The organism is Candidatus Hydrogenedentota bacterium (genome assembly GCA_035416745.1).
Taxonomy (GTDB): domain Bacteria; phylum Hydrogenedentota; class Hydrogenedentia; order Hydrogenedentales; family SLHB01; genus UBA2224.
Genome location: DAOLNV010000036.1, coordinates 2,987 through 26,215, shown reverse-complemented (window position 1 = coordinate 26,215; position 23,229 = coordinate 2,987). Strand labels below are relative to the sequence as shown.

19 protein-coding genes are annotated in these 23,229 nt (G+C 61.1%); 9 read left to right on the top strand and 10 right to left on the bottom strand.

All coding sequences use genetic code 11. The features are described 5' to 3' along the window. Window positions 1-137 precede the first annotated feature (137 nt). Both PLJ71_12250 and PLJ71_12245 read right to left on the bottom strand, forming a co-directional pair. On the bottom strand, window positions 138-812 hold the full coding sequence (locus PLJ71_12250; GenBank protein HQM49450.1) for a hypothetical protein: 675 nt from the start codon (window positions 810-812) through the stop codon (window positions 138-140). 594 nt (window positions 813-1,406) lie between these two features. Beyond that, window positions 1,407-1,607: a cold-shock protein gene (locus PLJ71_12245; protein ID HQM49449.1), complete on the bottom strand. Its 201-nt coding sequence runs from the start codon at window positions 1,605-1,607 to the stop codon at window positions 1,407-1,409. A 314-nt stretch (window positions 1,608-1,921) separates the two neighbouring features. Here PLJ71_12245 and PLJ71_12240 point away from each other — a divergent pair, with 314 nt between their 5' ends. Further along, complete coding sequence (locus PLJ71_12240) at window positions 1,922-4,237, top strand: VCBS repeat-containing protein (GenBank protein ID HQM49448.1); 2,316 nt, start codon at window positions 1,922-1,924, stop codon at window positions 4,235-4,237. A gap of 193 nt (window positions 4,238-4,430) precedes the next feature. Here the strand turns inward: PLJ71_12240 and PLJ71_12235 are convergent, their stop codons facing one another. From PLJ71_12235 to PLJ71_12225, 3 genes are all read right to left on the bottom strand, one after another. Beyond that, a complete protein-coding gene (locus PLJ71_12235) occupies window positions 4,431-4,592 on the bottom strand; it encodes a hypothetical protein (protein HQM49447.1) in 162 nt (53 codons plus the stop codon). 78 nt (window positions 4,593-4,670) lie between these two features. Beyond that, entirely contained in the window at window positions 4,671-5,642 is a 972-nt protein-coding gene (locus PLJ71_12230; protein ID HQM49446.1) for an alpha/beta hydrolase family protein, read from the bottom strand. 8 nt (window positions 5,643-5,650) lie between these two features. Next, complete coding sequence (locus PLJ71_12225) at window positions 5,651-6,523, bottom strand: hypothetical protein (protein HQM49445.1); 873 nt, start codon at window positions 6,521-6,523, stop codon at window positions 5,651-5,653. Between the two features lie 297 nt (window positions 6,524-6,820). On the opposite strand from PLJ71_12225, the gene PLJ71_12220 reads away from it, so the two are divergent. Next, the gene (locus PLJ71_12220) at window positions 6,821-9,787 is read left to right on the top strand and encodes a sugar-binding protein (GenBank protein ID HQM49444.1); all 2,967 of its coding nucleotides are present in this window, start codon (window positions 6,821-6,823) and stop codon (window positions 9,785-9,787) included. A 116-nt stretch (window positions 9,788-9,903) separates the two neighbouring features. Further along, on the top strand, window positions 9,904-10,761 hold the full coding sequence (locus tag PLJ71_12215) for a radical SAM protein (GenBank protein ID HQM49443.1): 858 nt from the start codon (window positions 9,904-9,906) through the stop codon (window positions 10,759-10,761). 15 nt (window positions 10,762-10,776) lie between these two features. Here the strand turns inward: PLJ71_12215 and PLJ71_12210 are convergent, their stop codons facing one another. The 5 genes from PLJ71_12210 to PLJ71_12190 all read right to left on the bottom strand — a co-directional run bounded on the left by PLJ71_12210 (window position 10,777) and on the right by PLJ71_12190 (window position 17,617). Then, on the bottom strand, window positions 10,777-13,272 hold the full coding sequence (locus PLJ71_12210) for an exo-alpha-sialidase (protein ID HQM49442.1): 2,496 nt from the start codon (window positions 13,270-13,272) through the stop codon (window positions 10,777-10,779). Between the two features lie 60 nt (window positions 13,273-13,332). Then, entirely contained in the window at window positions 13,333-15,174 is a 1,842-nt protein-coding gene (locus PLJ71_12205; protein HQM49441.1) for an FAD-dependent oxidoreductase, read from the bottom strand. 112 nt (window positions 15,175-15,286) lie between these two features. After that, complete coding sequence (locus PLJ71_12200; protein HQM49440.1) at window positions 15,287-16,126, bottom strand: HAD hydrolase-like protein; 840 nt, start codon at window positions 16,124-16,126, stop codon at window positions 15,287-15,289. A gap of 9 nt (window positions 16,127-16,135) precedes the next feature. Next, window positions 16,136-16,657: an adenine phosphoribosyltransferase gene (locus PLJ71_12195; protein ID HQM49439.1), complete on the bottom strand. Its 522-nt coding sequence runs from the start codon at window positions 16,655-16,657 to the stop codon at window positions 16,136-16,138. Between the two features lie 129 nt (window positions 16,658-16,786). Next, window positions 16,787-17,617 carry an RNA polymerase sigma factor RpoD/SigA gene (locus PLJ71_12190; protein ID HQM49438.1) on the bottom strand — a complete coding sequence of 277 codons (831 nt, stop codon included), beginning with the start codon at window positions 17,615-17,617 and terminating at the stop codon, window positions 16,787-16,789. A 390-nt stretch (window positions 17,618-18,007) separates the two neighbouring features. Here PLJ71_12190 and tadA point away from each other — a divergent pair, with 390 nt between their 5' ends. From tadA to PLJ71_12160, 6 genes are all read left to right on the top strand, one after another. Continuing rightward, window positions 18,008-18,502 (top strand): tRNA adenosine(34) deaminase TadA, encoded by a 495-nt coding sequence (gene tadA, locus PLJ71_12185; protein HQM49437.1) that lies wholly within the window; start codon window positions 18,008-18,010, stop codon window positions 18,500-18,502. Between the two features lie 202 nt (window positions 18,503-18,704). Next, on the top strand, window positions 18,705-19,466 hold the full coding sequence (locus PLJ71_12180) for a class II aldolase/adducin family protein (GenBank protein HQM49436.1): 762 nt from the start codon (window positions 18,705-18,707) through the stop codon (window positions 19,464-19,466). Between the two features lie 28 nt (window positions 19,467-19,494). Then, complete coding sequence (locus tag PLJ71_12175; GenBank protein HQM49435.1) at window positions 19,495-21,105, top strand: alcohol dehydrogenase catalytic domain-containing protein; 1,611 nt, start codon at window positions 19,495-19,497, stop codon at window positions 21,103-21,105. Continuing rightward, the gene (gene srlD / locus PLJ71_12170; protein ID HQM49434.1) at window positions 21,105-21,893 is read left to right on the top strand and encodes a sorbitol-6-phosphate dehydrogenase; all 789 of its coding nucleotides are present in this window, start codon (window positions 21,105-21,107) and stop codon (window positions 21,891-21,893) included. The genes PLJ71_12175 and srlD overlap by 1 nt, the downstream gene beginning before the upstream one ends. A gap of 191 nt (window positions 21,894-22,084) precedes the next feature. Beyond that, a complete protein-coding gene (locus tag PLJ71_12165; GenBank protein ID HQM49433.1) occupies window positions 22,085-22,270 on the top strand; it encodes a hypothetical protein in 186 nt (61 codons plus the stop codon). A 195-nt stretch (window positions 22,271-22,465) separates the two neighbouring features. After that, the coding region (locus PLJ71_12160) for a hypothetical protein (GenBank protein ID HQM49432.1) at window positions 22,466-23,229 on the top strand (764 nt) is incomplete at its 3' end.

Below are 23,229 nucleotides of genomic sequence, written 5' to 3'. Positions count from 1 at the left end.
TGAAAATCTGGCCAAAAGCTGGAATATGCCGCCATCATCCAGCAGAGCAGGCGTGTCCGCCGTTCCATCTGTTCCCGGTCGCCTGAGAGAACCCCTCTGAAAAAAACTGTTCCGTGTTCTGCTGATGGGTATCGCCATCAGGCGAGGAAATTCAGTCTGCTCCCGCCGGATGTCACGGTTTCCGGAGCGCTGGAGGAGTACGCTGCCTGCCGCGGGTACGACAACCGTGCTGCCGGCGCCTGTGCGAGCACGGCAAGCGCATCAGCCTCAGGGTTGTATCGGGCGGATAGGGTATCGCGGCTCACCGAACCCGTTTGTTCTGTTGTTGCGGCGCGTTGGGTAGGGGCCTGCGAACGGCGGGACGTCAAAGCCCGGCGAATAGCAGTCCGTTGTTCCTCGATGCTGGGCACGCCCGGCCGCGCCGTTCCCGCTCCCCCTCGCAAGGTCTCGAAGATCGCCCGGTTGAAAGACAAGCGGTTGCGCGTGTTTGCGCCGGCAACGTCCGCAGTGGCCTGTTGCGGCGAGGCGGCGTTCGGAGCCGTAATGGCAGACTCTGCCTCCTGGCTCATCGCCGCGCCGACCGCATCCGCGCGCTGGCCGTTCGTGTCTGGAGTGATTCTCTGTGACGTCGTCTCAGCCGCTTGCCGCAATCCGGCGATTTCCTGAAGCGGCCGCGTGACCTCGATGACGTTGGCGGTTTGTACCGGGACGGTTTCCGCCGCAACGGCCGGCGACGACGCTTGCACCGGAATCTGGTCCGCAATCGCTCTGATACGGCTCAAAGCAGCCAATGCTGCTATACGCTCGCCCATTTCTTTGTTTCCTGAAGATAGAACTATCGCGCCAAAGAACTGCCAGTCGGAGGAACGCGCACCATAAACGTTGTTCCACCAGCCCACACAATACAATAGCGGAAACCTCCCGGAAATAAAAGGCCTTTGCGGCCCATCATGCGTAAGTTATTGATTCGCAAATAATTACAGCGCCGGTCCCAGATGCTGAATCCAACGAAGGCAACGAAAAAGCGAAAAGCAATCTTCCTCGAGAGCGCCTGCCGACCCAGGCTTTCGTTTGCGGGAGGGACGTACAGGCGAGACCGGCAAGCGCAAAACAAACACCTCGGCAAACGTGGTCGCAACTGCTGCGCGCCGGACATGCCCGCTCGAAAAACGTGCGGAAGCGTGTTGCGAGGTGTGAGCTGGTTTGTTTGCGATGAGGTGCGGGGACCTGTCGGCCTGGAGGCACAGTTCGCCCTTTCGGTGCCAGATGAATTCCACGCGCCGCGAACTGGGTACGCCTCACATAAGCACGGAAGAAAGAGCCGCCCCGGATTGCCGCAAACTCCTCTCCCTCACCGCAATCGACTCAGACAAGACGACAGGACAAATATCCTTGGTGTTAAAGGCTTAGGCAGTACGGACCCCTTTGGCCTCCGGGCCTTTTCGCCCGTCGCCCACCTCGAAGACAACTTTCTCATTCTCTTTCAAGGTGCGGTTAACCGTCTCGACGTTCGATCGATGGACAAAAATGTCTTTGCCGCCTTCATCGGGGATGATGAAGCCATACCCTTTTTGCTCATTGAACCACTTCACAGTACCGGTAGGCATAACAGTAACTCCATATGCAACCCCAAGGCCCCTTCTTATTTACCCATGAGAACACAGTCCGCGAAGTCTGTCAAGGGGGTAGCTCGATTTTTTGACCGGGCGCCCTGGAATACCCGGCCCCAGATTGAGTGCTCCACTCCCGGAATTGGGGGTCCGCAAAGGCTGAAAATGCCTCTTGATTACCGACGAAAACGCGTCCACAATTGAGGCATCGAGCGGTCAAATCCCTCGCATTGCTGATTCACCGTTCCCAAACTCCGAAAGGGCCAAAACGCATTATGAAGCGCTCCGGTTTCTGCGTGGAACTTATTGTTATGCTTATAGTTACACTCATCTGGCCCATGGCGTCCAAGGCGGGCGAAATCCCTTCGAATAGCGACGTTTCCTGGCGCGTGTGGGTCCGGATACCGGCTGCTCCGCAGGATAGCGGCAAGGAAGACCTCCGGCCTGCCCGGCTTGCCATCGATTTTGCCGAAATCGTAGCGGCCACCGGCCAAGACGGCCAAGTGCCGCCCGATTCCATCCGGGTTGTGCAGTACGACGCGCAGGGCGGGAAACCCCTCTTGTACCAGAATGGCCAACCAGACCTGGGGGGCGGCGCGCCCCACCGCTTTGACAACGCTGGCATGCGCGGCTACAGCTACATGTACAACCTGATAAGCGGCGCCCAGCAAGGCGACCTGGTGTGGGTACACCGGCAAATGGGCGCGCAAGCATCCGTGTATGCGGTGAACTTCGATATTGTGCCGCATGATACTCCTCTGCCCCCCACTTTGCCGCGCCCCACTCTGGGTGACATCGATGCGCTCTACGCGCGTGAAGGATTCCTGTCCAGCCTTTATCACACGCAGCCCGCACCGGCCGACTGGAACGGCGACGGCAAGCCGGACCTCCTCGTGGGCAATATCCTCGGGCACATCTTATTTCACGAGAACATCGGAACAACCGAAGCGCCAGCGTTCCGAACCGGCGAGATGATGCGCGCGGCCGGCGAGAACATTGACGTGGGTTTTTACGCGGCCCCATGCGCGGCTGATTGGGACAGCGACGGCGACCTCGATGTCCTGTGCGGGGCGGATGGCGGAAAGGTGTTCTGGTTTGAAAACACGGGCGGTCCCGCCCAGCCCGCGCTGGACCCGCCAACGCCCGTGATGGCCGGCGGCGCTCCAATCGTCACGCCCCCCCAGCCCTGTCCGGAAATGACGTTCTACACGCAGGATTACGTGCCCGTGCCTGAGGTTGTGGACTGGGATGGCGATGGCGACGCGGATCTGCTCGTGGGAGGCTATGTCACCGGGCTTGTGTTCTATTTCGAGAACGTCAGCGGCGCGGCGGGAGCGCCGACGCTCCAGGCGCGGGGTCCCCTCGAAGCGGAAACCGGGCCCGTCGACACGCTTTGGCAAGCCGCGCCTTGCACGGCGGATTTTGACGGGGATGGGGATATCGACTTGCTGTGCGGCACCCTGGACCAGCGAGTGCTCGAATCCACCAAGACAAGTTGGCCTTCGTTCTTCTATTTCGAAAACGTGGGCACGCGCGCGGCGCCCCGATTGGCCCGCCGCGCATTTCCACTTGACGAAAACATTGACAACCTGACCAATCCCCGCGCAACCGATTGGGACGCGGACGGCGATCTCGATGTCGTGGTGGGCGTAAACTATTTCGTGAGACTGTTGCTGAACGTGGGCTCCCCGACACGGCCGCAGTTCAAGGCCCAGCCGCCCCTGACCCTTCCCTGGACGCCCCGTATAATGGCGGGATTTGCCGCGCCGCCCGCAGATTGGGATAACGACGGCGACACCGACTTCATCCTGAGCGGCGGCCGCACCGCCCGGTTCCTCGAGAACGTCGCCCCGGGCAACCCGCCCGAGTTCAAGGAACGCGGCCTGGTCTCCGCGGCCGGCGAGGTCATCTCGCACGAGTTCCTGCCCGGCGACGACCACAGTTTCGCCGACGCCTTCGATTGGGACGCCGACGGCGACCTGGACTACCTCCTCGGAAACTCCGCGGGCGAGGTGTGGTGGTACGAGAATATCGGCACGCCCGAGCGCTGGGAACTCGCTAAAGGACGCCAGTTCATGCTTGAAACAGGCAGTCCCCTTCATGTTGGTCAGCCGCTCGATGCGCCCATGACGGATTTCGCCACCCACTCGGGCAACCGTTCCGACCCCGCGCCGGGTGATTTCGACGGCGACGGCGACCACGACGTCGTCGTGTCCGACGCCTACGGCAAAGTGACGTATTTCGAAAACACCGGCACCAACAAGGCGCCTCTGTTCGCCTCAGGCATTGAATTGTTTGCCGGGGAGGGCCGTTGCGTCATGGCCGCCGCCGACTGGGACAACGACGGACTTCTGGACCTGCTGCCTTCGTGGACCGGCGACGGCCTGTGGTTCTGCCGGAACGTGGGCACTGCTACCGGCCCGCGCTTCGAGAAGACCCGCCGATACGACCTCACCTGGATTCCCTATCCGCATCCCTATCCCATCGACTGGAACCGTGACGGCGACCTCGACCTCATGATCGCATCGTCCTACTCGTTCTGCTACTACGCCGAACGGTCGTTCCTCGATGCTGGGTACGCCGAAGCGGAAATGATGGGTCCGCCCGAACAGAGGCCTGGGCAATGAGGTACGCGAATATGTCCCGAGCCACGCGACATTCCCAGGGTCTTTTTCGGGCAAGCCGGCAACAGAACGCGCCGCGGACCCGGGTTTGATCCAAGTCAACGGCGCAAGTTTTCTTGAATCCGGCTTCCAAACTCCGCGCACGGACATGCGAGGCATCACGCAATCAAAGTTGGCGTCCCTTCGGCAAGAGTTCTCAGCCGATACTGCCGACAATCTCGGCCAGTGCCGCGGTGACGGGCCATCTCTCTTTGTACCTGACGAACTCGACGTGGCCGTCCATCCACAACACGTTGCATCCACCGGGGATATGGTTGAATTTCCACCCTCCTGTGGTGCTGGCAAAGTCCAACATCATCGCAATCTGGTTCTGGGCCTTAGCGCTGCCGGCGGGATTGTTGATGTCGGTAATAAGGACGATCCGCTGGTGCTCAGCTCATTTTTCAGCCGAAAGATGTTTCTCGAGGAAACGCACCAGCGGTTCGAGCGCGATTTCGTGGCCGCCATCGTGGACGATGAGCTCGATGTTGCCGGGGACCCCAAGAGCGCGATAGGCGGGCACGATCTCAAGCAGGGCTTTACGCGCCAATTCCGGCGTGAACTGGGTGGGGGGTTCCTGGAGGCCGTTCTGGCACTGCAAGGGCCGCGGGGCAATCATGGCGTAGATATCGGGGAAGTCGACCAGGTCGCGCAGACCGTCGAACTTCCAGCACATGCAGTGATTCTGCTCCATCTGGTCCATGTAGGTGAGAAACCCCGCGCTGACGGTCGCGGCCACCCGCGGGTCCATCGCGCCGAGCCACATGGCCATCTCGCCGCCCAGCGAGAGGCCCGCGCAGCCAATGCGCGCACCATCGACATCGGTCCGGCTGCGCAGGTAATCCACGCACCGCATTAGGTCCCACAACCGTTCGCCCATCAACGTGCGCCCCTCCTCATATACTTCGTGCTGGCCGACATCGGTGCTGATAACAACAAAGCCGCGTTTGGCCAGTTCGCTGCCGAAGAGCTTGTACATGGTCTGTCCGGGGTCGAAAGGCGTCATGCGGCCACCCCCGTGGCCATGAATCGCAACAACCGCCGGCATCGGCCCTTTGGCGTCAACCGGCGCCGCCAGCATGGCCTGAATGACACGGCCGGACGTCACTCGCAATTCCACCGTCTCCAACCGATACGCTTCGCGGTCCTCGGTGTTCAGAACCCGTGCATCCAGCGGAATAGCGCCCCCGTTCTCGGCAAGGTCGCGCATGTGCATGAGGTCAAACAGGCGGTCCCTCAGGGCGCTGGGCGATTCAGCCCTTCCCGGACGCTGACTGTGTTCCCGGACGCTGTTTTCCGCCGCAAACGCTGGCAACAGCAGGACAACGGCCAGGATTGGGACGCATATCGTGGCGAGGCGTCGCAGCATGGTTCCCCCTATTCCTGTTTTGTCTTTTCCCACCCGTTGAGCTTGAGCACATCGTCGTAGTAATCGCTCTTGCCGAGCTGTGCTTCGAAATCCTTTCGGAAAGCGTCTTTGCCGGGTTTGCCGGCAGGCCAGAGTTCATCGAGGAACTTCCAGGCCAATTCCCCGTTGCCCGAGTAGATGAGATCGAGCATGTTGCCCCACAGGGAAGGCGGGGCTTTCCCCCACTCCTCATCCTCGAAGGTCATGCCCATGACTTCCTTATTGTCCCAATCGGCGCGTACGCTGTCCACACGCTTTTGCCATTCCGCCTCGGCGGGCGCGGGTTTGCGCATCAAATGCGCGGCGAGATGAAAGCTCCCGTTCTGATACAACAGGACGATGGGTGGGTGCACGGAAGATGCATGGGACGCGCCGAAGTAGTCGAACGCCATATCAGCGGCGTGAAATTCGGCGATGCCGTCTCCGTCGGCATCTTTGATCATTGCCCCTGAGTCGCGGGCCTCGAGACGCGCCATGAGCGCCGGAGTGTCTCCCAATGAAAAGACAAGGTAGGAGAAACAGCAGTGCGCCCCGCCGCTGAACGTTTGCAGCACCAGCTCCTCCTGTTTGTCGCCGTCGAGATCGCATACCGTCGGACAATTTTTGAGCACTTCGACGAACTCTTCCACGGACTGTTCGTAGACCACCTGCTCGCCCTTGCTGAACTGGATGCGGCTCTGCCAATACAGATTCTTCGGCCCGAAGATGCGTATCGTGAACGGGCGGTATTGGATCTGCTCGCGCAGGACTTCGGGGCCGGGTTCGGCCGGGTTCTGAGCCAGAACAGCTGAGCAGAGTATGAAACCGGCGGCAAAACCCACGAGCGCAACTGATGGACGCATCACAAGACCCTCCCCGTTCGGTGAGGCAACTTAACTGATATCCTCTCGGCGGTGATACTGCATTAATGTACAAGATTTCATCGGAGTTCCGCATGTTCGCGGAAGGAGGCGGACGGGAAGCTGCAACAAGGGGACCGAGCAGTCGTGAAGGGACCAGAAGGGCGTGAGCGACAAAAAGGCCTGACGGGAGACCGGAGCGCCGAGTCTGATCCGTTCGCACGTAGTGCCGGCCTTGGATTTCCCGGGGCCTTGCCGCATACTGAGAGCCATTCCCAGTGTATCCGGAGGGCAGTAACCATGGTCCGCACGACCGCCATCGTTCTTTTGCTGATTCTCGCCGCCGTTTCAGCGGCGCACGCCGCAACACCCGAAACCATCGGCATCCCGCTGAAACCTGATCCGCCTATCGCCGTAGACGGCAATCTGGGCGATTGGGAGGGCGTCCCCAACATCCACGCCATCGACACGCCCGAGCAGGCGGTCTGGGGCGCGAACAGTTGGACCGGCCCCGCCGACCTGCATGGGACCGTCCGTCTGGCGTGGCGGCAGGAATACCTGTTTATCGCCGCCGAAGTGGTCGACGACACCATCCACCAGACCCAGCGCGGCGCGAATATCTGGAAAGGCGACCATATCGAGGTCTATCTCGATGCCGCGCCGGACATTGACCCCGGCCGCGAAACCTACGGCCCCGGCCAGTACCAGCTCGCGATCAGCCCGGGGAATTTCCAAAACACCGGCGACGCCTTCACGGACTGTCCGCCGGAAGCCTATTGCTACCGCCCCGAGGCCCAACCCATCGAGGGCGCGCTCGTCGCGTCGGCACGTGTCGCGGAAGGTTACGTCCTTGAAGCAGCCATACCGTGGACCCTGTTCGGCGTCGCCCCCGAAGCAGGAACGTTCCTCCGCATCGAAGTGACCCTGTCCGACACGGACGGTCCCGAGGCGCGCCAGGAAGCCATGCTGGCCCTGTCAAGCGAGAAATGGGGACACAGCCGCTCGCGCCTCATCCCCGCGTTGCTCGCCGGCACGGACGGGGTGCCGCCCGAACGCGCCGACCGGCTGCCTCTGTTCGACGAGGTGCGCCTTCAACGCGGCGAGAAGAAGGAAATGACCATCACCGCTCCCCCGGCCCCCGAGGGCAAGCTGGCTGTCCTCTTCTTGAAGGCCCGCCTCGACACCGAGCGCGTGGCGGGACATACCCCCGCCCTCCGTCTCGTGCTGAACGGCACCCCACTGACGGGCGAGCGGCTGGTGGACAAGCCGATGCGTGTCCTGTCGCGCAACGGAGCCATCTATTCGATGTACGCGGGCGAGCGGATGACCACATATTACGCCCCCGACTTCGAGAAGGCGGACCGCGACACCTATTACGGGCTTCAGGAAGGCGTCAAGGCCTGCGAGTTCCAAATCAACGTAACGGACCTCCTCCGCGAAGGCGAAAACATGCTCCTGGTCGAGAATGCGGCGTCGCCGAACGTCGACCGTGTCCTCGTTGCCGGGGAAGCCGCTCTTGCGTTTCGCACACCGCCTCCCCCGCCCAAACCCAAGGCAGGTCCACCCACCGGCCCCCTCGAAACCTGCGTCCCGCTCGAAACGCACGAAACGGCCTTCGATTTCCGCGAGACCGAGGGCGCGCGAATCGAGATCGCGCTGGGCGGCGAAACGTTTGTTGTGGAAAGCCGCTTCTCGTGCCCCGAACCGGCATGGAAGACCGGTTCCTGCGACTACTTCGGCCATACCCGCCAGGTAACGCGCCTTCCGGAGGGGCTCGAGGTCACGGACAGCTTCACCAACCTCACCGGCGCCAATCTGGCCCTCATGCACCGGCATGAAACCACGGTCGCGGGCCTTGAGGGCGTCTGGCTGGCGGGGTTACCCCAGCCGGGGCTGACGGGCAAGAGCGGATCGTCTCAGAACCCCACCACCTTCGGGGCCAGCCAACACGCCGGCCTCGGGTTGTTGCCGCGCGATGATGTGTTCCGCATCCACGTGGCCAACTACGCCATGAACGGCATGCTCGGGCTGGCCGACAACAACCTCGTTATCCCCCCGGGCAAGGAATACAGCGCGAAATGGCTCATCGTGCCCACGGCCGCGCCCGACTACTGGCGGTTCATCAATGCCGCGCGCCGCATGATGAACGCCAACTTCACCATCGACGGGGGGTTCGCTTTCCTGCGAGCGGGCGACATTACCAGGAAATGGACGGACGAACTGACCACGAACTTCCTCACGTTCAAGGATCCGGATTACGTGTGTTCCGGGATCAGCCACCTGACGGTCAATGGTGAACCGTGCCACGGCACCGCGTTCCAACAGGTGCCGCACGATTCATTCAGGGAAGCATTTGCGCGTTGGCGCGGGCTATACCCGAATGCCGATTACCTCGTCTATTTCCACTGCTTCCTGGACGTCACCGAGGACGGGCCCGAGCGGTTTGCCGACTCCCGCACACTGGGAACCGACGGCAAACAGGGGGACTACGGCAACCCCAGGCTCCGGCTCTTTATCCCCGCCGAGAACAACAGTTACGGCCCCGCCGTCGCGAAAAACGTCGACATCATTCTCGATGAAATCGGCGCCGACGGAGTCTATTGGGACGAACACGAGTACAGCCGCGCCATGTACCATTTCGGTGAGCCATGGGACGGCGTCTCGGGCGACATCGACCCGAAGACCATGGATATCGTGCGGCTGAAATCCTCGGTCACCTTGTTGAGCGAACCGTGGCGCGTGGCTCTGGCCAGACGCATCCTTTCGCGCGGCCCACTGATCGGAAACGGCGCGCCGTTTACCCAGGCCATGGCCGGCCTTCGTTTCCCATGCTTCGTCGAGACCGGCAGCATCACGAACTGCACCCATAACCACCTCTATTCGCCCATAGCCCTCGGCGACCATCTCACCGAGCGCAGCGAACTCGATGCATACCGGAATATGCTCGCGGCCCTCGATTACGGCTGTGTCTATCACTGGTACAACGACGTGCTGGTGATTCCCACGCACTACCATCTCACGCGCTACATGTATCCCATCACCCCGCTGGAACTTCACGAGGGGTATATCATCGGCAACGAGCGCATCATCACCAACCGGAGCGGACTGTTCGGATGGGGCGACAACTCGAACCACGAGGTCCACGTGTTCAACGACGAAGGACGCGAGGTTGAAGGGTTCGAAGCTCCATTGATCACACTCGAAGACAAGACCTGCACCGAACTCCGCATCGGCGAGGACTGGTCTGCCGCGATCATACGGAAATAGATAGTTTTGGGGACACAATACTCAATTGAGGTGTTCCGCACATTGTCTACCACGAGTGTCTTGAACATTCATGGTGATAATTGAGTATTGTGTCCCCAAAACTCTAGAGTGGTCTCATGGACGTTGTTGCGTCATCATCTTCGCGCTGTCCGGCCCCCGTGGTGCGCCAAGTCACCTGCAAGACGGTGCTGAACAAGTGCAGTATCAGCGACTACTCGCTGAACTGTTACGTGGGGTGTGCACACGGGTGCGGGTATTGCTATGCCCGCTACATGCAGCGGTTTCATCCTCATGAGGAGCCCTGGGGCTGTTTCGTTGACGTGAAAACCAACGCGGTCGAGGTGCTCGAGAGACAAGTTCGGCGCCTGCCGCCCGGGGCGGTCTTCATGAGCAGCGCCTGTGACGGATGGCAGCCGCTCGAGCGCACGTGGCGTCTTACCCGCGAATGCTGCCGTGTCCTGCTCGAGCACGGATTCCGCGTTGACGCCCTCACCAAGAGCGCCCTCATCCTGCGGGATCTCGATATCTTCGCCAAAGGCAACGGCCGCGTCGGCGTAACGGTGACCACGCCCGATGAGCGCCTCGCCGCCCTCTGGGAACCTTGCGCCAGCACCGTGGCCGAACGTTTCGAGGTCCTGGCACGCGCTCACGACGCCGGCATCGAGACGAGCATCATGTTTGGCCCGCTGCTGCCGTTTCTTTCGGACAACGAAGCGTCTCTCGACGCGTTGTTCGAACAAGCTGCGCGGCTTGAGGTCGACGTTATCTGGGTAGACGCCCTCAACCCCCGCCCAAAAGTCTGGGAATCGGTGCGGGCAACGTTGCAGCGCGATTTCCCGGACCTCGAGGAGCGCTACCGCCGGGTGCTCTTTGCGCCGGTGGTGCGCAAGGCGTACGTGAAAGCGTTGGGCGAATGGGCGCGGCGCGCTGCCAAGAAACACGGCGTTCTTGACCGCCTCGCGGGATGCCCCTGAGCAGAGGCGCCCGGACTACTCCCGCGCAAGCGGCTCGAGCCGGTCCGGCGACACGCGCACCAATTGCGCCAACAGCGGCATGCTGCGCTCTGCGTTCATATACGTGCAGAGGACGAGGTCTGGCTCGACCTCGGTGATCGTACCCATGGCCCACGCTGCATAGTCGATGACCGTGCCCGCGTCCCAGTGCAGGCCGCCATCCCGGCTGACGTTAACCGCATAGTGCGGGTACCGGTGGGCGCAGACGAGCACCCCGGAAGCCGTCTTCGCCATGGACTGCGCGTACCCCGGGAACGTGGCGCGGCTGGCAGCGTCCCAGGTTGCGCCGCCATCATAGGACCAGCACTGCCACATGTACGGGCTGTACACCGGGCGGATCAGGGCCGTCACGGTCTGCCCCATTACCGCGGCCGTGGGTTCGGTAAGGTCCAGCGAGCCGGGGATGGTCCCCCGCTCGGCGTTAGTCCATGACGGCCGGTCAAGCTCGATGGGGGCGGACCACGCCGCGCCTGAGTCCGCGCTCCGGATCACGTAGGCTTTGCAATGGGTGGCGCTCCACGAGCGGACATCGGTAAACGTGGCGCCTTCGTCCATCGCCCCTCCCAGCAGGAAGCGCATCAACACGCCGTCACTGTTCAGGGTCACGGGACCGTACGGCACGAGGCTCTTGGGCACAGCCGGCCACTCGGGCGCCACCGTTGAGGGGACGGGCTCGGTCCAAGTAGCGCCGTTATCCGGCGATTCGCTCATCAAGATGCCCGGCACAGGGTTTCCCGTCTCTGCCTGAGGGTGGTAGACCATAACCATGAGGCGGCCGTCAGGGGTGGCAAACATGGTGTTCCCGTAGTCGGTAACCTTTCCGAGCGACTCGGGCAGCGTCTCGGGCGCCTGCCACGTGCGGCCCTTGTCTTTCGAACGGACAAGCCGGCTGCCCGCCGCGATCAGCACGTCGCCGTCAGGAGCAATGCATGCGCTGGGCATCTCCTCGCTGGACAGGCCAATCGTGAAAGCATGGGAAGGAATGGCTGCCTCCGCGTTCCAGGGCTGGGCCTGGACGGGCGCTCCGGCTGCGCGGATGTTGCGGAAACGGTACCATCCGTAACCCGCAAGACCTACCAGACCGGATGAATACGTGTCGTCTTCCACATGCACGGCACGCCGTCCGTCCACCCACACGTCAATCGAGGGCCCCTGCGCCGCGACGCGCACGGAGTACCACCGGTCGGTCTCGCTCGGAACCCCCGGAACCCATTCCGCGGCGAGGTGGCGCAGATAGGCGTCGCCGTCGATCGTAGCCACGGCCGCCCAGAAGTGCTTCGCGCGAAGCTGTTGGCCGCCCCAAGGGAAGTAGACAAGGTACGCATGGTTGACGTCCTGCGAGCGCAGCAGAATACCCGCGCTGCCGGTGCCGGTTTCTCGATAGTCGCCGTTGAACTCGAACTCGACCTCGAGGTCCGCATACGCCTGCCCGGTCCAGAAGGCCCGGCTGTGCAGATTGCGCTTGTCGGGCGGCCGGATGACCCCCTCTTCGTCCTGGGTCCACGGCTCGCCGGAGAACCGCCACTGGCCGTCCAATTGGAGCGCGGGCCCGGGACCCTGGCCGGCGCCTGCGGCCGCCGTTTCCGGAGAGCCCACCTTCTGCCCGCCCACACGTTTCACCCACTCGGCCGCTCGGCCCACGATGCCGGCATCGTTCGTGATGGTGAGAAAGACCATACCCTCGATGCGTTTGGCGTGGGCGAGTTTGAGCGCAGTGCCGCATTGCTGGTCGAACTGCTCGGGAGACATGGGCTTGTTGTTGCCATAATCGTAGAGATAGAGTCCGAGAACGATGGGTTTCTCAGGAAACCGTTCCTCGAGATACGCGACCGATTCTTCCACTTTGCCCAAATCCGTGGCATGCCACACCCAGAGGCTGATCACATCGAGTTCACGGATGTAATCGTCGATATTCGCGATGCCGTAGTTCATGGTATAGAGGACCCCCCAGAGCTTGATCTGAGGGCATTGGGCGCGCAGGAGGGCGCGCAATGCGGCGATGTGCTCGGGCTTGAGTCCCCGGTCGATCTGCTGGCTGCTCATATCGTCGAGGAGCACGCCTTCAACCTGGGGATAGGCCTTCCCAACATCCGCCACGCGCGCCACGGTCTTCCCGTATTCGAAGGGGGGCCCGCCGTTTTCGTCGTCGCAACCGATTTCCCACACCAGGCGCGGCGCATGGGCTACCTCAGCCGTGAGCGCCATGGCCGGGACCTCATCGCGCGGAAGACCGTTCCCCCCCATCGCGATATTGGGAACATCGAGCAGTTTCGCCCGTTCGGCCGGAGCCGCCTGAGCAAAAGTCGCCAGCGTGTGAGGTCCCGCCTCGGCCATTTCCGGATTGCCCCAGACCCAGAGCAAGTCTCGAATGGCCGGAGACTCGTTGGCTTCCTGCGCATGTGCAGCTGCAACCGCGGCGGCCGCAACACACATTCCTAAAACCAGCATTCGAACCGCGCCAGCGTCTTTCATGACCTGTTCCCTCCGCACGGATTCCGACACTTGTTAATTCAGGAATATCGCAGCCAATACTCAGTATACGCGAACTTCGAAAACCCGGGCGTGATCGAGCCCGTTCGTAGCCGTTACGTTGAGCCTGAGAGCTGAAATGGGGCCCGGCAGTTTCACCTTGTGCACTCGCCGGCGCTGGTAGTTGCCCGTAACGTCGACGACGGTCTGCCAACGGCCTTCGCACTTGACCTCGACGGCATAATCGCGCACGGTCTCAGGCTGGGGCTGGCCCCATTTCATCCGGGCCGCATACGCGTCGGAATGCGTCAACGTCAACACGCGATGCATGCCCGTATCGAAAATGATCTGCACTTCGGAGACGGGCACCGGCCCGTCCCACTCGAGCTGAAGCCAGGCTGGCAGTCCCGCAGCCGGCTCGCTCATCCACCGGTGCAAACCTTGCGCGCCGCGCTCCGGTTTGACTCCGCGGGATCCATGGGTCGAACGCGTTGGCCCTGAGATCACGTTGGCAGCCCCACCTCTGGGTTGTGCGCTCGAAGCGGACACCTTGGCATCGCGGGCACGGTCTTTCGGATCCAGGTTGACCACCCCAATCAGATAGGCATCATCGCGCAACAACCGTTGCTGGATGGCGCTCATGGTCTCCGGATCGGCGGCAAGGTCCGCGGGTTCGATGCCCTGCTTCACGGCATAGGCCGCCGCGGTGCCCACGCCCTGCCCAATCGCCGCGCAGGTGGCCATTACGCGCGTCGACGCGAACGCCACATGCGTGGCCGAGATGTTGCGCCCCGCGAACATGAGGTTGCGCGGCCCCTCGGAAACACAGGCGCGGAGAGGTATGTCATACACGTAATCGAGTTGATGCTGGGAGCACGGATGTTCGTCAGGCACGTCCACCCCCGAGGGCGGGTGTGTATCGATGGGCCAGCCCCCGTAGGCAATAGCGTCGTCAAACGCATGGGACTCCTGAAGGTCCTGTTGGGTCAACACGTGCTGGCCGGCAAACCGGCGGCTCTCGCGTTTGCCGGGCACGAAGCCAAACCAGTCCAGCACCCAATTATCCGCCCCATGGTCGCCGCCGTTCTTGAGGTGGTCCCAGACCCCCAGCAGAATCGCCAGCAATTCGTCGCGAATGACTTCGTTGTCCTTGATGGTATCCAGTTGCCCCCCCCACTCGAGCCACCAATAGCCATACTCGAGGCTCTGATCGACGCCCGGCTTTCCATGGGGACGGTGTTTGAGCTCTTCCTCCGTGAATTTCCGCACCCACGGCGGGGGCGTAAACGGTACGGGGCGCCCCATGTCGCGCCCCATAAACAGCAACGACGAGCCAAGTGTCTTCTCGTCCGCGGCCTCGGGCGCAAAGGACTCGTTAAACTCATTACGCCCCTCGCGCCCCATGCGGAACGGCGCTTGAGCTTCGGCGCCGAGACGCCCGTCTCCGGTGCAGTCCACAAAGACCTTCGCGGCAATGGTGAACCGGTCTTCGGTAGGCTCGCGTTGCGCGATCGCATGCGTGAGCCGAGTGCCTTGGGTCTTGGCGCCCACCACAGCCGTATTGAGCATAAGCTGCAGATTGGGTTCAGCCCGGCACTTGTCGTAAAGGATGAGATCGAGCATCGAGGCCGACCGCTGCGGATTCTGGACGGCCGCATCGAGACGGATTTCCTCGATGATGCCCCCTTCGCGCGTTTCGGTCTCCAGTTCCGCGCCTCGTCCCCCCGAACAATCCGCTCCAACAATGTGCATGCGGATTTCGCTCGACGCGTTGCCCCCAAGAACGCTGCGGTCCTGGCAGAGGATCACGTTAGCCCCCAGACGCGCCGCCGCGAGCGCGCAGGGAACGCCCGCAGGCCCGCCCCCGGCTACCAGAATGTCGCAGGTTAGGTCATGCTGGTCCATAGGCGCCCCCTTTCCTGATTCTGGACCGCTTACAGGCCCGTTTCAGACATCATGGTACCCTAACCTGGGCGTTTTCGCACAATTCAGCGTGGTCCGCGCAAGATTCTCCGTACTAGTGCGGAAAGAGATAGTCGATAAGCGCCGGCCCGTCCGAAAAATCGGGGATCATGATGTCGGCACCTGCTTTGACCAGGCGCGGGTACTTGTCCATGTTCCAGCCGTGGCCCACGATTTCGTCGGAAGCCACGCCGACGGCGACACAGTCATTGTCTTTGGCATTGCGTATTTCGACGGGACCATCGCCGACAATCAGCACTTCCGAGCCATGAAGATTGTTCGTCGCGATGATCTCCTTGAGCACCATCTCCTTGTTGTAATCCTTATACTCGCGGAGGGCGCCCCAGATCTCCTGGAAATACGGGGCCACGCCCACAAGGCGCGCCTCGTTGCGCACGTCGGCGCGGTCGGTGCCGCTGAAGATATACATAATGACGTTCTTCCGGGACAGGCGTTCGAGGAAATCCAGCGCCCCCCGCAAGGTGACATCCTTGGGCGTGAGCGTGCCGTTCTCGAGGTCCCGGATACGCTCGCTCACGCGCTCCATGAGGCGGTCGTTGTAGATCTTCTTGTAGCCGTGGGAGTCGAGAATCTTGTCTTCGGGCACGTTGCCGTGAGCTTTCACCATTTCGACGAGACGCTCCATTTGAAGAATCGTCTGAATGCCCGTCGAGTCCTCGATATACTCGCGCACCTCCTCTTCGATTTCCGGTGAAGGCCCCTCCGGCGCCTCACCGGTGATCATTTCGACCATGAGCGGACCCATCACAAGTTGCCAGCCCTCGCGCAGAAGGCTGACCGTTCCGTCGAAGTCGAACAGGACATGCTTGAAGCGGCCCCGCTGTACTTCGTTGATGACGTTGATTTGAGTTCCGGGAAGTTCTGTGCCTTTCATAATTCCTCGCTATTCCACCATGAATTCGACCAGTGTATGGACAGGGTAAGCCCGTAACCGTTCGCGACCCTTCAATAAGGGCAATTCGATCACGAACGCTATCTCGACAATCTCGGCGCCAAGCCGCTCGACGAGCTTGGCGACGGCCTCCATGGTGCCGCCCGTCGCCAGCAAATCGTCAATCAGCACGACGCGCTCCCCGGCATTTAAGGCATCCTTATGAATCTCAAGCGTATCCGTACCGTACTCGAGTTGGAACGTCTCAGAGAGCGTTTCGGCGGGCAGTTTTCCGGGTTTACGCACCGGTACGAACGGTAACCCGAGGGCGTACGCGAGAGCGCCGCCGAACATGAACCCGCGGGCCTCGGCGCCCACAATCGCATCGACGCCCCGGTCCGCGTACCTGTCCCGCCAACCGTCAATGATGTGCTTGAAGGCAGGACCGTTCTTCAGCAAGGTGGTTATATCCTTGAACTGAATGCCGGGTTTAGGGAAATCCGGCACGTTGCGGATCAGTGCTTCCAAGTCCATCGTCTGAGTTTCCTTCCTCTACAGAGCCGCACACTGCCGCCTGGGGCGGCGGAAGGGTTATACAGATACGACCCATTTCCGGTCAATTCGTTGCTGGTCGCGCCGGAAAACGGGGCTCTCGAAGCCTGGTCAAGGCATGAAGTCTTCGGCGTGTTCCGCCACAAAGAATCGCAGCCGGCGCATCACGTCCTTCTCGATCTGGCGGATGCGCTCGCGCGTCAACCCAAACTGCTTGCCGGTTTCCTCGAGGGTATGCGCCTGTCCGTCGGTAAGGCCATACCGATACCGCATGATCTCGGCCTCGCGGCCCGTCAGCTGAGCCATCAGTTGCTCGAGCTGCTGGTCGATCTCGATCTGGACGACGGCCTCGTCAATGCGCCGCGGCTCGAGGCTCTCGGGAATGCCCCGCCCCATGTCTTCGTCGGTACTCTCGAGTCTGTCGAGAGGGCTGACGTCTTCCACGAACGACTGAAGCTTCTGGGCTTCCGCGACTTTGATGCCCAGGACTTTCGCCACTTCTTCCGGGTCGGGTTTTTTGCCGCTCTTGATATAGAGCTCTTCCGCGGCCTTCTTATACTTGGCAATGTTGTCGGTAACGTACACGGGAATGCGCACCGTTCGTCCGTAGTTCGAAAGGGCTCGGGTGATTGCCTGCCGTATCCACCATGTGGCATATGTTGAGAATTTGCAGCCCCGGTCGGGGTCGTAGCGCTCGACCGCCTTCATAAGCCCGACGTTGCCTTCTTCAATGAGGTCCTGGAGCGGCAAACCGTAATACAAATACTTTTTGGCGATACTTACCACCAGCCGCAGATTCGAGACGATAAGCTTGCGGCGCGCGTCGCCGTCGCCCTGCTGGGCCCGGCGCGCAAGACGCACCTCCTCCGTGGTCGAGAGGAGAGGGATTCTCGATATCTCGCCCAGATAGGTGCTTAAGCTTCCGTCCTTGATCTTCTGCATGCCGTTGTCCTGTTCGCATAGATGGCGCATCGAAACCGGCGCCGCCCTTCTCGACCCTGAAGAGCCGTCGTCCGTTCGATAACCGGCCGTGCTTTACGGTAGTATGCCGTGTTCGAGGTTGTCAAACCTTCTGACTCTTAACACTCCTTCCCATCTCATCTCGACCCGTAAGTTCAGCACGTTTTCAGATTATTCACATCAATGCGGCGCTCTGCACGTGCCCCACTATATCTGGATCGGGACCTTGAGTCGAATACTCATTAAGTAATAGATCTGGCCGCGGTGTTCCAAGGGGCGCCACACGCCGCGAGATTTCCCTGGCGCACTCTTGCTCCCGCCTTCTCTCACGATTTGACATTGGCCCGTCCACGCGACAGAATCCTCCGCGATATGCTGGATGACGATCACAGATACATGGAGTATGCGCTGCGCGAAGCCGAGCGGGCTCTCGAGATCGGCGAGGTGCCCATTGGCTGCGTTATCGTCAGCGAAGGCCAAATCGTTGGCAAAGCTCATAACCAGCGGGAACTCCTTCAAGACCCTACTGCCCACGCCGAGATACTCGCAATCACGCAAGCAGCGGCGCACTACAAGAGCTGGCGTCTGGAGGGCGCCAAGCTCTATGTCACCCTTGAACCCTGCGCAATGTGCGCGGGCGCAATCATATTGGCGCGTATCGCCGAAGTGTATTTCGGAGCGCATGACCCGAAAGCAGGGATGTGCGGCAGCCTGATGAACCTGCTCGAAGATTCCCGCTTCAACCACAACCCCAGGCTGTTCTCCGGTCTGATGGCGGAGGAATGCGGAAGGCTCTTGACCAATTTCTTCCGGCGCATCCGCGAAGACGCCGCCAACCACCCCAAGCCCGGCCCCAATCGGAACTGACGCGCCTCAAGCGAGGAACCAGCCGGAACCGGGGCCTTGCGCGGACATCCGCGGACTTCATAACCCCTTCCCCGAATTGCTATACTTCCTGAAACAGCGCATTCCCGCCAGGAGGACATCGTTTTTCTTCCGGAAACAACGGTGTTCAGGGCGGAGATTCGCATATTCTGTATATCCATGATGTGAGAAAAGGGACCGGACTATGAGCGATGTACTGCCGCAATTGATAGAAATGACACGGTACCTGGCGAATCCTGCGAAGGAATTTGCCATCCTCGGGGAGGGCAACACGTCGGCGCGTATAGACGACGACACTTTTTATGTCAAAGCTTCGGGGACCTCGATGGTAAACATCGACGCGAACGGTTTCGTGAAGGTGTCGATCTCGAAAGTGACGCCGCTGCTGGATGATCTGGGCGCGGGCGATAAGGAGGTGCAGGAGGCGTTTCAGCATGCCATGATCGACCCGCCCGAGGGCAAGCGGCCTTCGGTCGAGGCAATCCTGCACGCGATTCTGCTCCAGGTGCCCGAGTTCTCGTTCATTGGCCACACGCATCCCACGTATACCGCCACGCTGCTGTGCTCGAAAAAATGCGAAGAGGCGGTCGAGGGACGGCTGTTCCCCGACCAGATCGTCTCGATGAAGCACAAGTCCGTATATGTTCCCTACACGGACCCGGGCCTTCCCCTGGCCCGCGAGGTCAAGAAACGGTTCGAGGCATACGTTGACGAGCAAGGCGTGCTGCCCTCGGTGATCATGATGCAGAATCACGGGCTCATCGTCATGGGGAATTCGCCGCGGGCCGTCGCCAGCGGTACCGAGATGACCGAGAAATCATCGAAAGTCATCGTGGGAACATACGCCATGGGCGGGCCCAATTTCCTCGCCCCGAAGGACGTGGCGCGTATTTTCACCCGGCCCGACGAGGCCTACCGCCTGAAAACCATCACCGGAAACCAATAGCTACGAATCCCAGGAAGGAGACGCCGTTGTGGCCAAGTTAGACGACTATCGCAAAGCAAGACACCCGTTGCCGAAGACATACAAGGCTTGGCAGATTTTCGGAGCAGGGTTTGAGAACATCGGAAAAGACGGCAAACCAACCACGCTGGAGCTGCGCCCGCCCAGGGACAACGAGATCGTTCTCCGCGTAGACGCCCTGGGCTTGTGTTTGTCGGACATCAAGATCATCAAACAGGGCAGTGCGCATCCTCGCTTGCGCGGCCGGGACCTCGCGACCGAGCCCACCGTCTTGGGCCACGAATGCTCCGCCACGGTGGCGGCTGTCGGAAAACAATGGCAAGACACGTTCAAGAAGGGCGAGCGCTACATCGTCCAGGCCGACATCTATTACAACGGGTTGGGTTACGCGTTCGGCTACCTCATTCCCGGCGGGCTGGCGCAATACTGTTACCTTGACGAGCGCGCGCTCGCGGGCGACGAAGGCTGTTATCTGCTCCCCGTGCAGAATGACACCGGCTACAGCCAATCGGCCTTGTCGGAACCGTGGGCGTGCGTCGAGATGTCCTACAACCTCGAAGACCGCATCATCCCAAAAGAAGGCGGCAAAATGCTCGTCATATCCAATGATGCCGGCGCCGCCAAACGCGCGTATCCCGGAGCGAGCGTGGTCGCCGCCAGTCTCGAGAGTGTGCCGGACGGGCCTTTCGACGACATCGTCGTGCCAAACCCGACGCCCGGCATCGTCGGCGCTCTCGCCGGCAAACTCGCCAAGGGCGGCGTCATGTTTCTCTTGGGGAAGCCCGCGGAAGACGGCATGGTGACTCTCGATGTGGGCCGAATCCACTACGAAAGCCTTCGGTTTTATGGCGGCGGCAGCGACGTTGGGGCAGCAGGAAAAGCGAATGCCCGGGCGGACCTGCTGGCGCAGGGCAACTCGCTGTTTATCGGTGCGGGCGGCCCCATGGGGCAGATGCACGTCCAGCGGGCCATTGAACTGCCCTGCGGCTCAAGGCGGGTCGTGGTCACCGACTTGGACCGCGAACGCCTCGACCATATCGAGCTGCGTTTCGGCGACATGGCCAAGGCCAAGGGGGTCGAACTGTTCACGCTCTCCCCCGCCCAGTTCGGTTCCCAGGATGAAATGAACTCGAAGATTCGAGAACTGTCCCCGAACGGTTACAATGACGTGTGCGTCCTTGCGCCGGTTGCGCCACTGGTCACGCAGGCGTGCGGGTTCGCCTCGGACAACGCGATCGTCAACGTGTTCGCCGGCATTCCCATCGGCAACCCCGCCCAAATCATGCTCAGCGACCTCTGCCGCGGCGTGAAGATCATCGGATCCAGCGGGTCGCGCATCCGCGACTTGCGCCGCATCCTCGAAATGGTCGAGAAGGGCGAATTAAACACCGACATGAGCGTCGCGGCGATCGGGGGACTGAACAGCGCGCGCGAGGGCCTCGAAGGCGTTCGAGACGCACGGTTCCCGGGCAAGACGGTCATCTACACCCAGATCCTCGACATGCCGCTCATGGCATTGGAAGACGTTCCAGCCAGGATCCCCGAACTGAAGGACAAGCTGGGGCCTCAGGGCTGCTGGACCAAAGAAGCCGAGGCCGCCCTGTTGGAGAAGTACCTGTAATGAAAAGACTTAAGGACCGTAAAGCAATTGTGACCGGCGCTGCCCAAGGGTTAGGCGCTGCCATCGTCGAACATCTCGCTGAAGAGGGCTGCGACGTTGTCGCGTGGGACGTCCAGCTCGACAAGGTGCAAGAGTCGGCCGCCATCATCGGGAAGAGGACGGGCCGCGTGGTGTTCGGACGGGCCGTCGATGTGACGGACCCCGATGCCGTAAGGCAAGCTGTCGAGGAAAACGTCATGGAATTGGGCGGTCTGGACGTGTTCGTGTCGAACGCGGGCATCCTGATCTCTGGCGATTCGCTGGAATTCGACGTTGCAAAGTGGCGCAAGGTCATCGACGTAAACCTTGTCGGTTACTTCACTTGCGCTCGTGAAGCCGCGCGCGCCATGTTAAAGACAGGCGGCGGCTCCATCATCCAGATCAACTCGAAATCGGGCAAGAAGGGCAGCTTCCGGAACAGCGCCTACGCCGCGAGCAAATTCGGCGGTATCGGCGTCACCCAGAGCCTGGCACTCGAGTTCGCCGAACAGGGCATCCGGATAAACAGCATCTGCCCTGGCAATCTCCTGGATTCCCCCCTCTGGGTGGATAGCCTGTTCAAACAATATGCCGCAAATCAGGGGATCACCGAGGCAGAAGTAAGGCAGAAGTACATTGACCAAGTCCCGATGAAGCGCGCATGCCAATACCGCGACGTCACCAACGTGGTCATTTTTCTGGCCTCGGACGACTCGTCGTATCTGACCGGACAGGCCATCAACGTGACCGGCGGCCAGGAAATGCGTTAATCTGGGTACCTTCCTGGCCGCAATACGCGCCCAAACGGCAGGTACTTATAGTTTTGATGGAATTTTGGCTCTCGAAACGGCCCGGACCAAAGGTAACGCGAAATTCCATTAAAGTAATGGCCAGGATCTGCCGATAAACGTTACAGAGAAGTTAGTATACTTATTAACCCCGATGCAAGGAGGGCAGAACGATGAATGATATCTCGTCTGTTGCCAGCGTCGGGACGAACCTGGCGCAGTTTCGAACGCAATACCAAGCAGCAGTCATGGCCAAGCAGCAAGAGGTCGTGCAAGGAATCGGCGCGGCCGTGATAAGACTGATTCAGACTGCGCTGGTGAACCCGGAACTCGGCAACAACATCAACATGACGGTGTAGCACGCACACCGCAAGGTTATGTGCAAGACCCCTGCCCCGGGCCTGATGCTGGGGCATATTGTTTTGGAAGGCGTCCTCGGCGTCCCGCGTAAACCTCCAACGCTTTTGGGTATTCTTTCCTTCGTGTTGCGCACCAAATCCAGGCATGCTACAGTCCAGTCCTCAACGCGGACGCGCAAGCAAGGGCGAGAATTCATGCCGCGAGCAACAACAGCAGCAATCACAACACTCCTCGTAACGGTTGCGGCCATCACATGCGCTGAAACACCCCTTCGCCTGCCGCTCCAGCAACGGCAGCTCTTCCTGGACGATTTCATCGTCGCGGAGATGAACGGTCTGACGCGTGTGATGCACTCGCCGGAAAAGCGTGGCGCGGTACTGAAACCCCAAGGGCCCCTGGACGGCGAATTCATCCAATCCCGCTCTGCTCCCATGTGGGATCCGGCCCGCCAACGATGGGTAATGGTCTATATTGCGTGTCCGCTCGACCACCCGGAATGGATCGGGCCATGCCTCGCCTTCTCGGAAGACGGGCTCCACTGGACGCGGCCGGACCTTGGCATGGTCGACATCGGAGGCTCCGCCAACAACAACCGCATCCAGCCGGGCACGGACGCGACATGGCCGCATAATGCCCTCGACGGGGTGATTTTCGATGAGCGCGACCCCGACCCTGCCCACCGCTACAAAGGGTTGCTCGGTGCGGAGTGGCGGGAACCCATTGTGAGCGCGGACTGTGTGAACTGGCGCAGACTCGGCGATACACGGATAACTTCGGGCGACGAGTCGGAACTCGTTTTTGACACGATTGGCAGCCGGTTCCTGGCGGCTGTCAAAACCTACAGCAGGTATGGACGCACGTTTTCCATTACTTTCTCCAGCGATTTCGAGCACTGGCAGCCCAACCGCCCGCTATTCAGTGTGGACGATGAAGACCAGGAACGCGCGCTTCAGGTGAT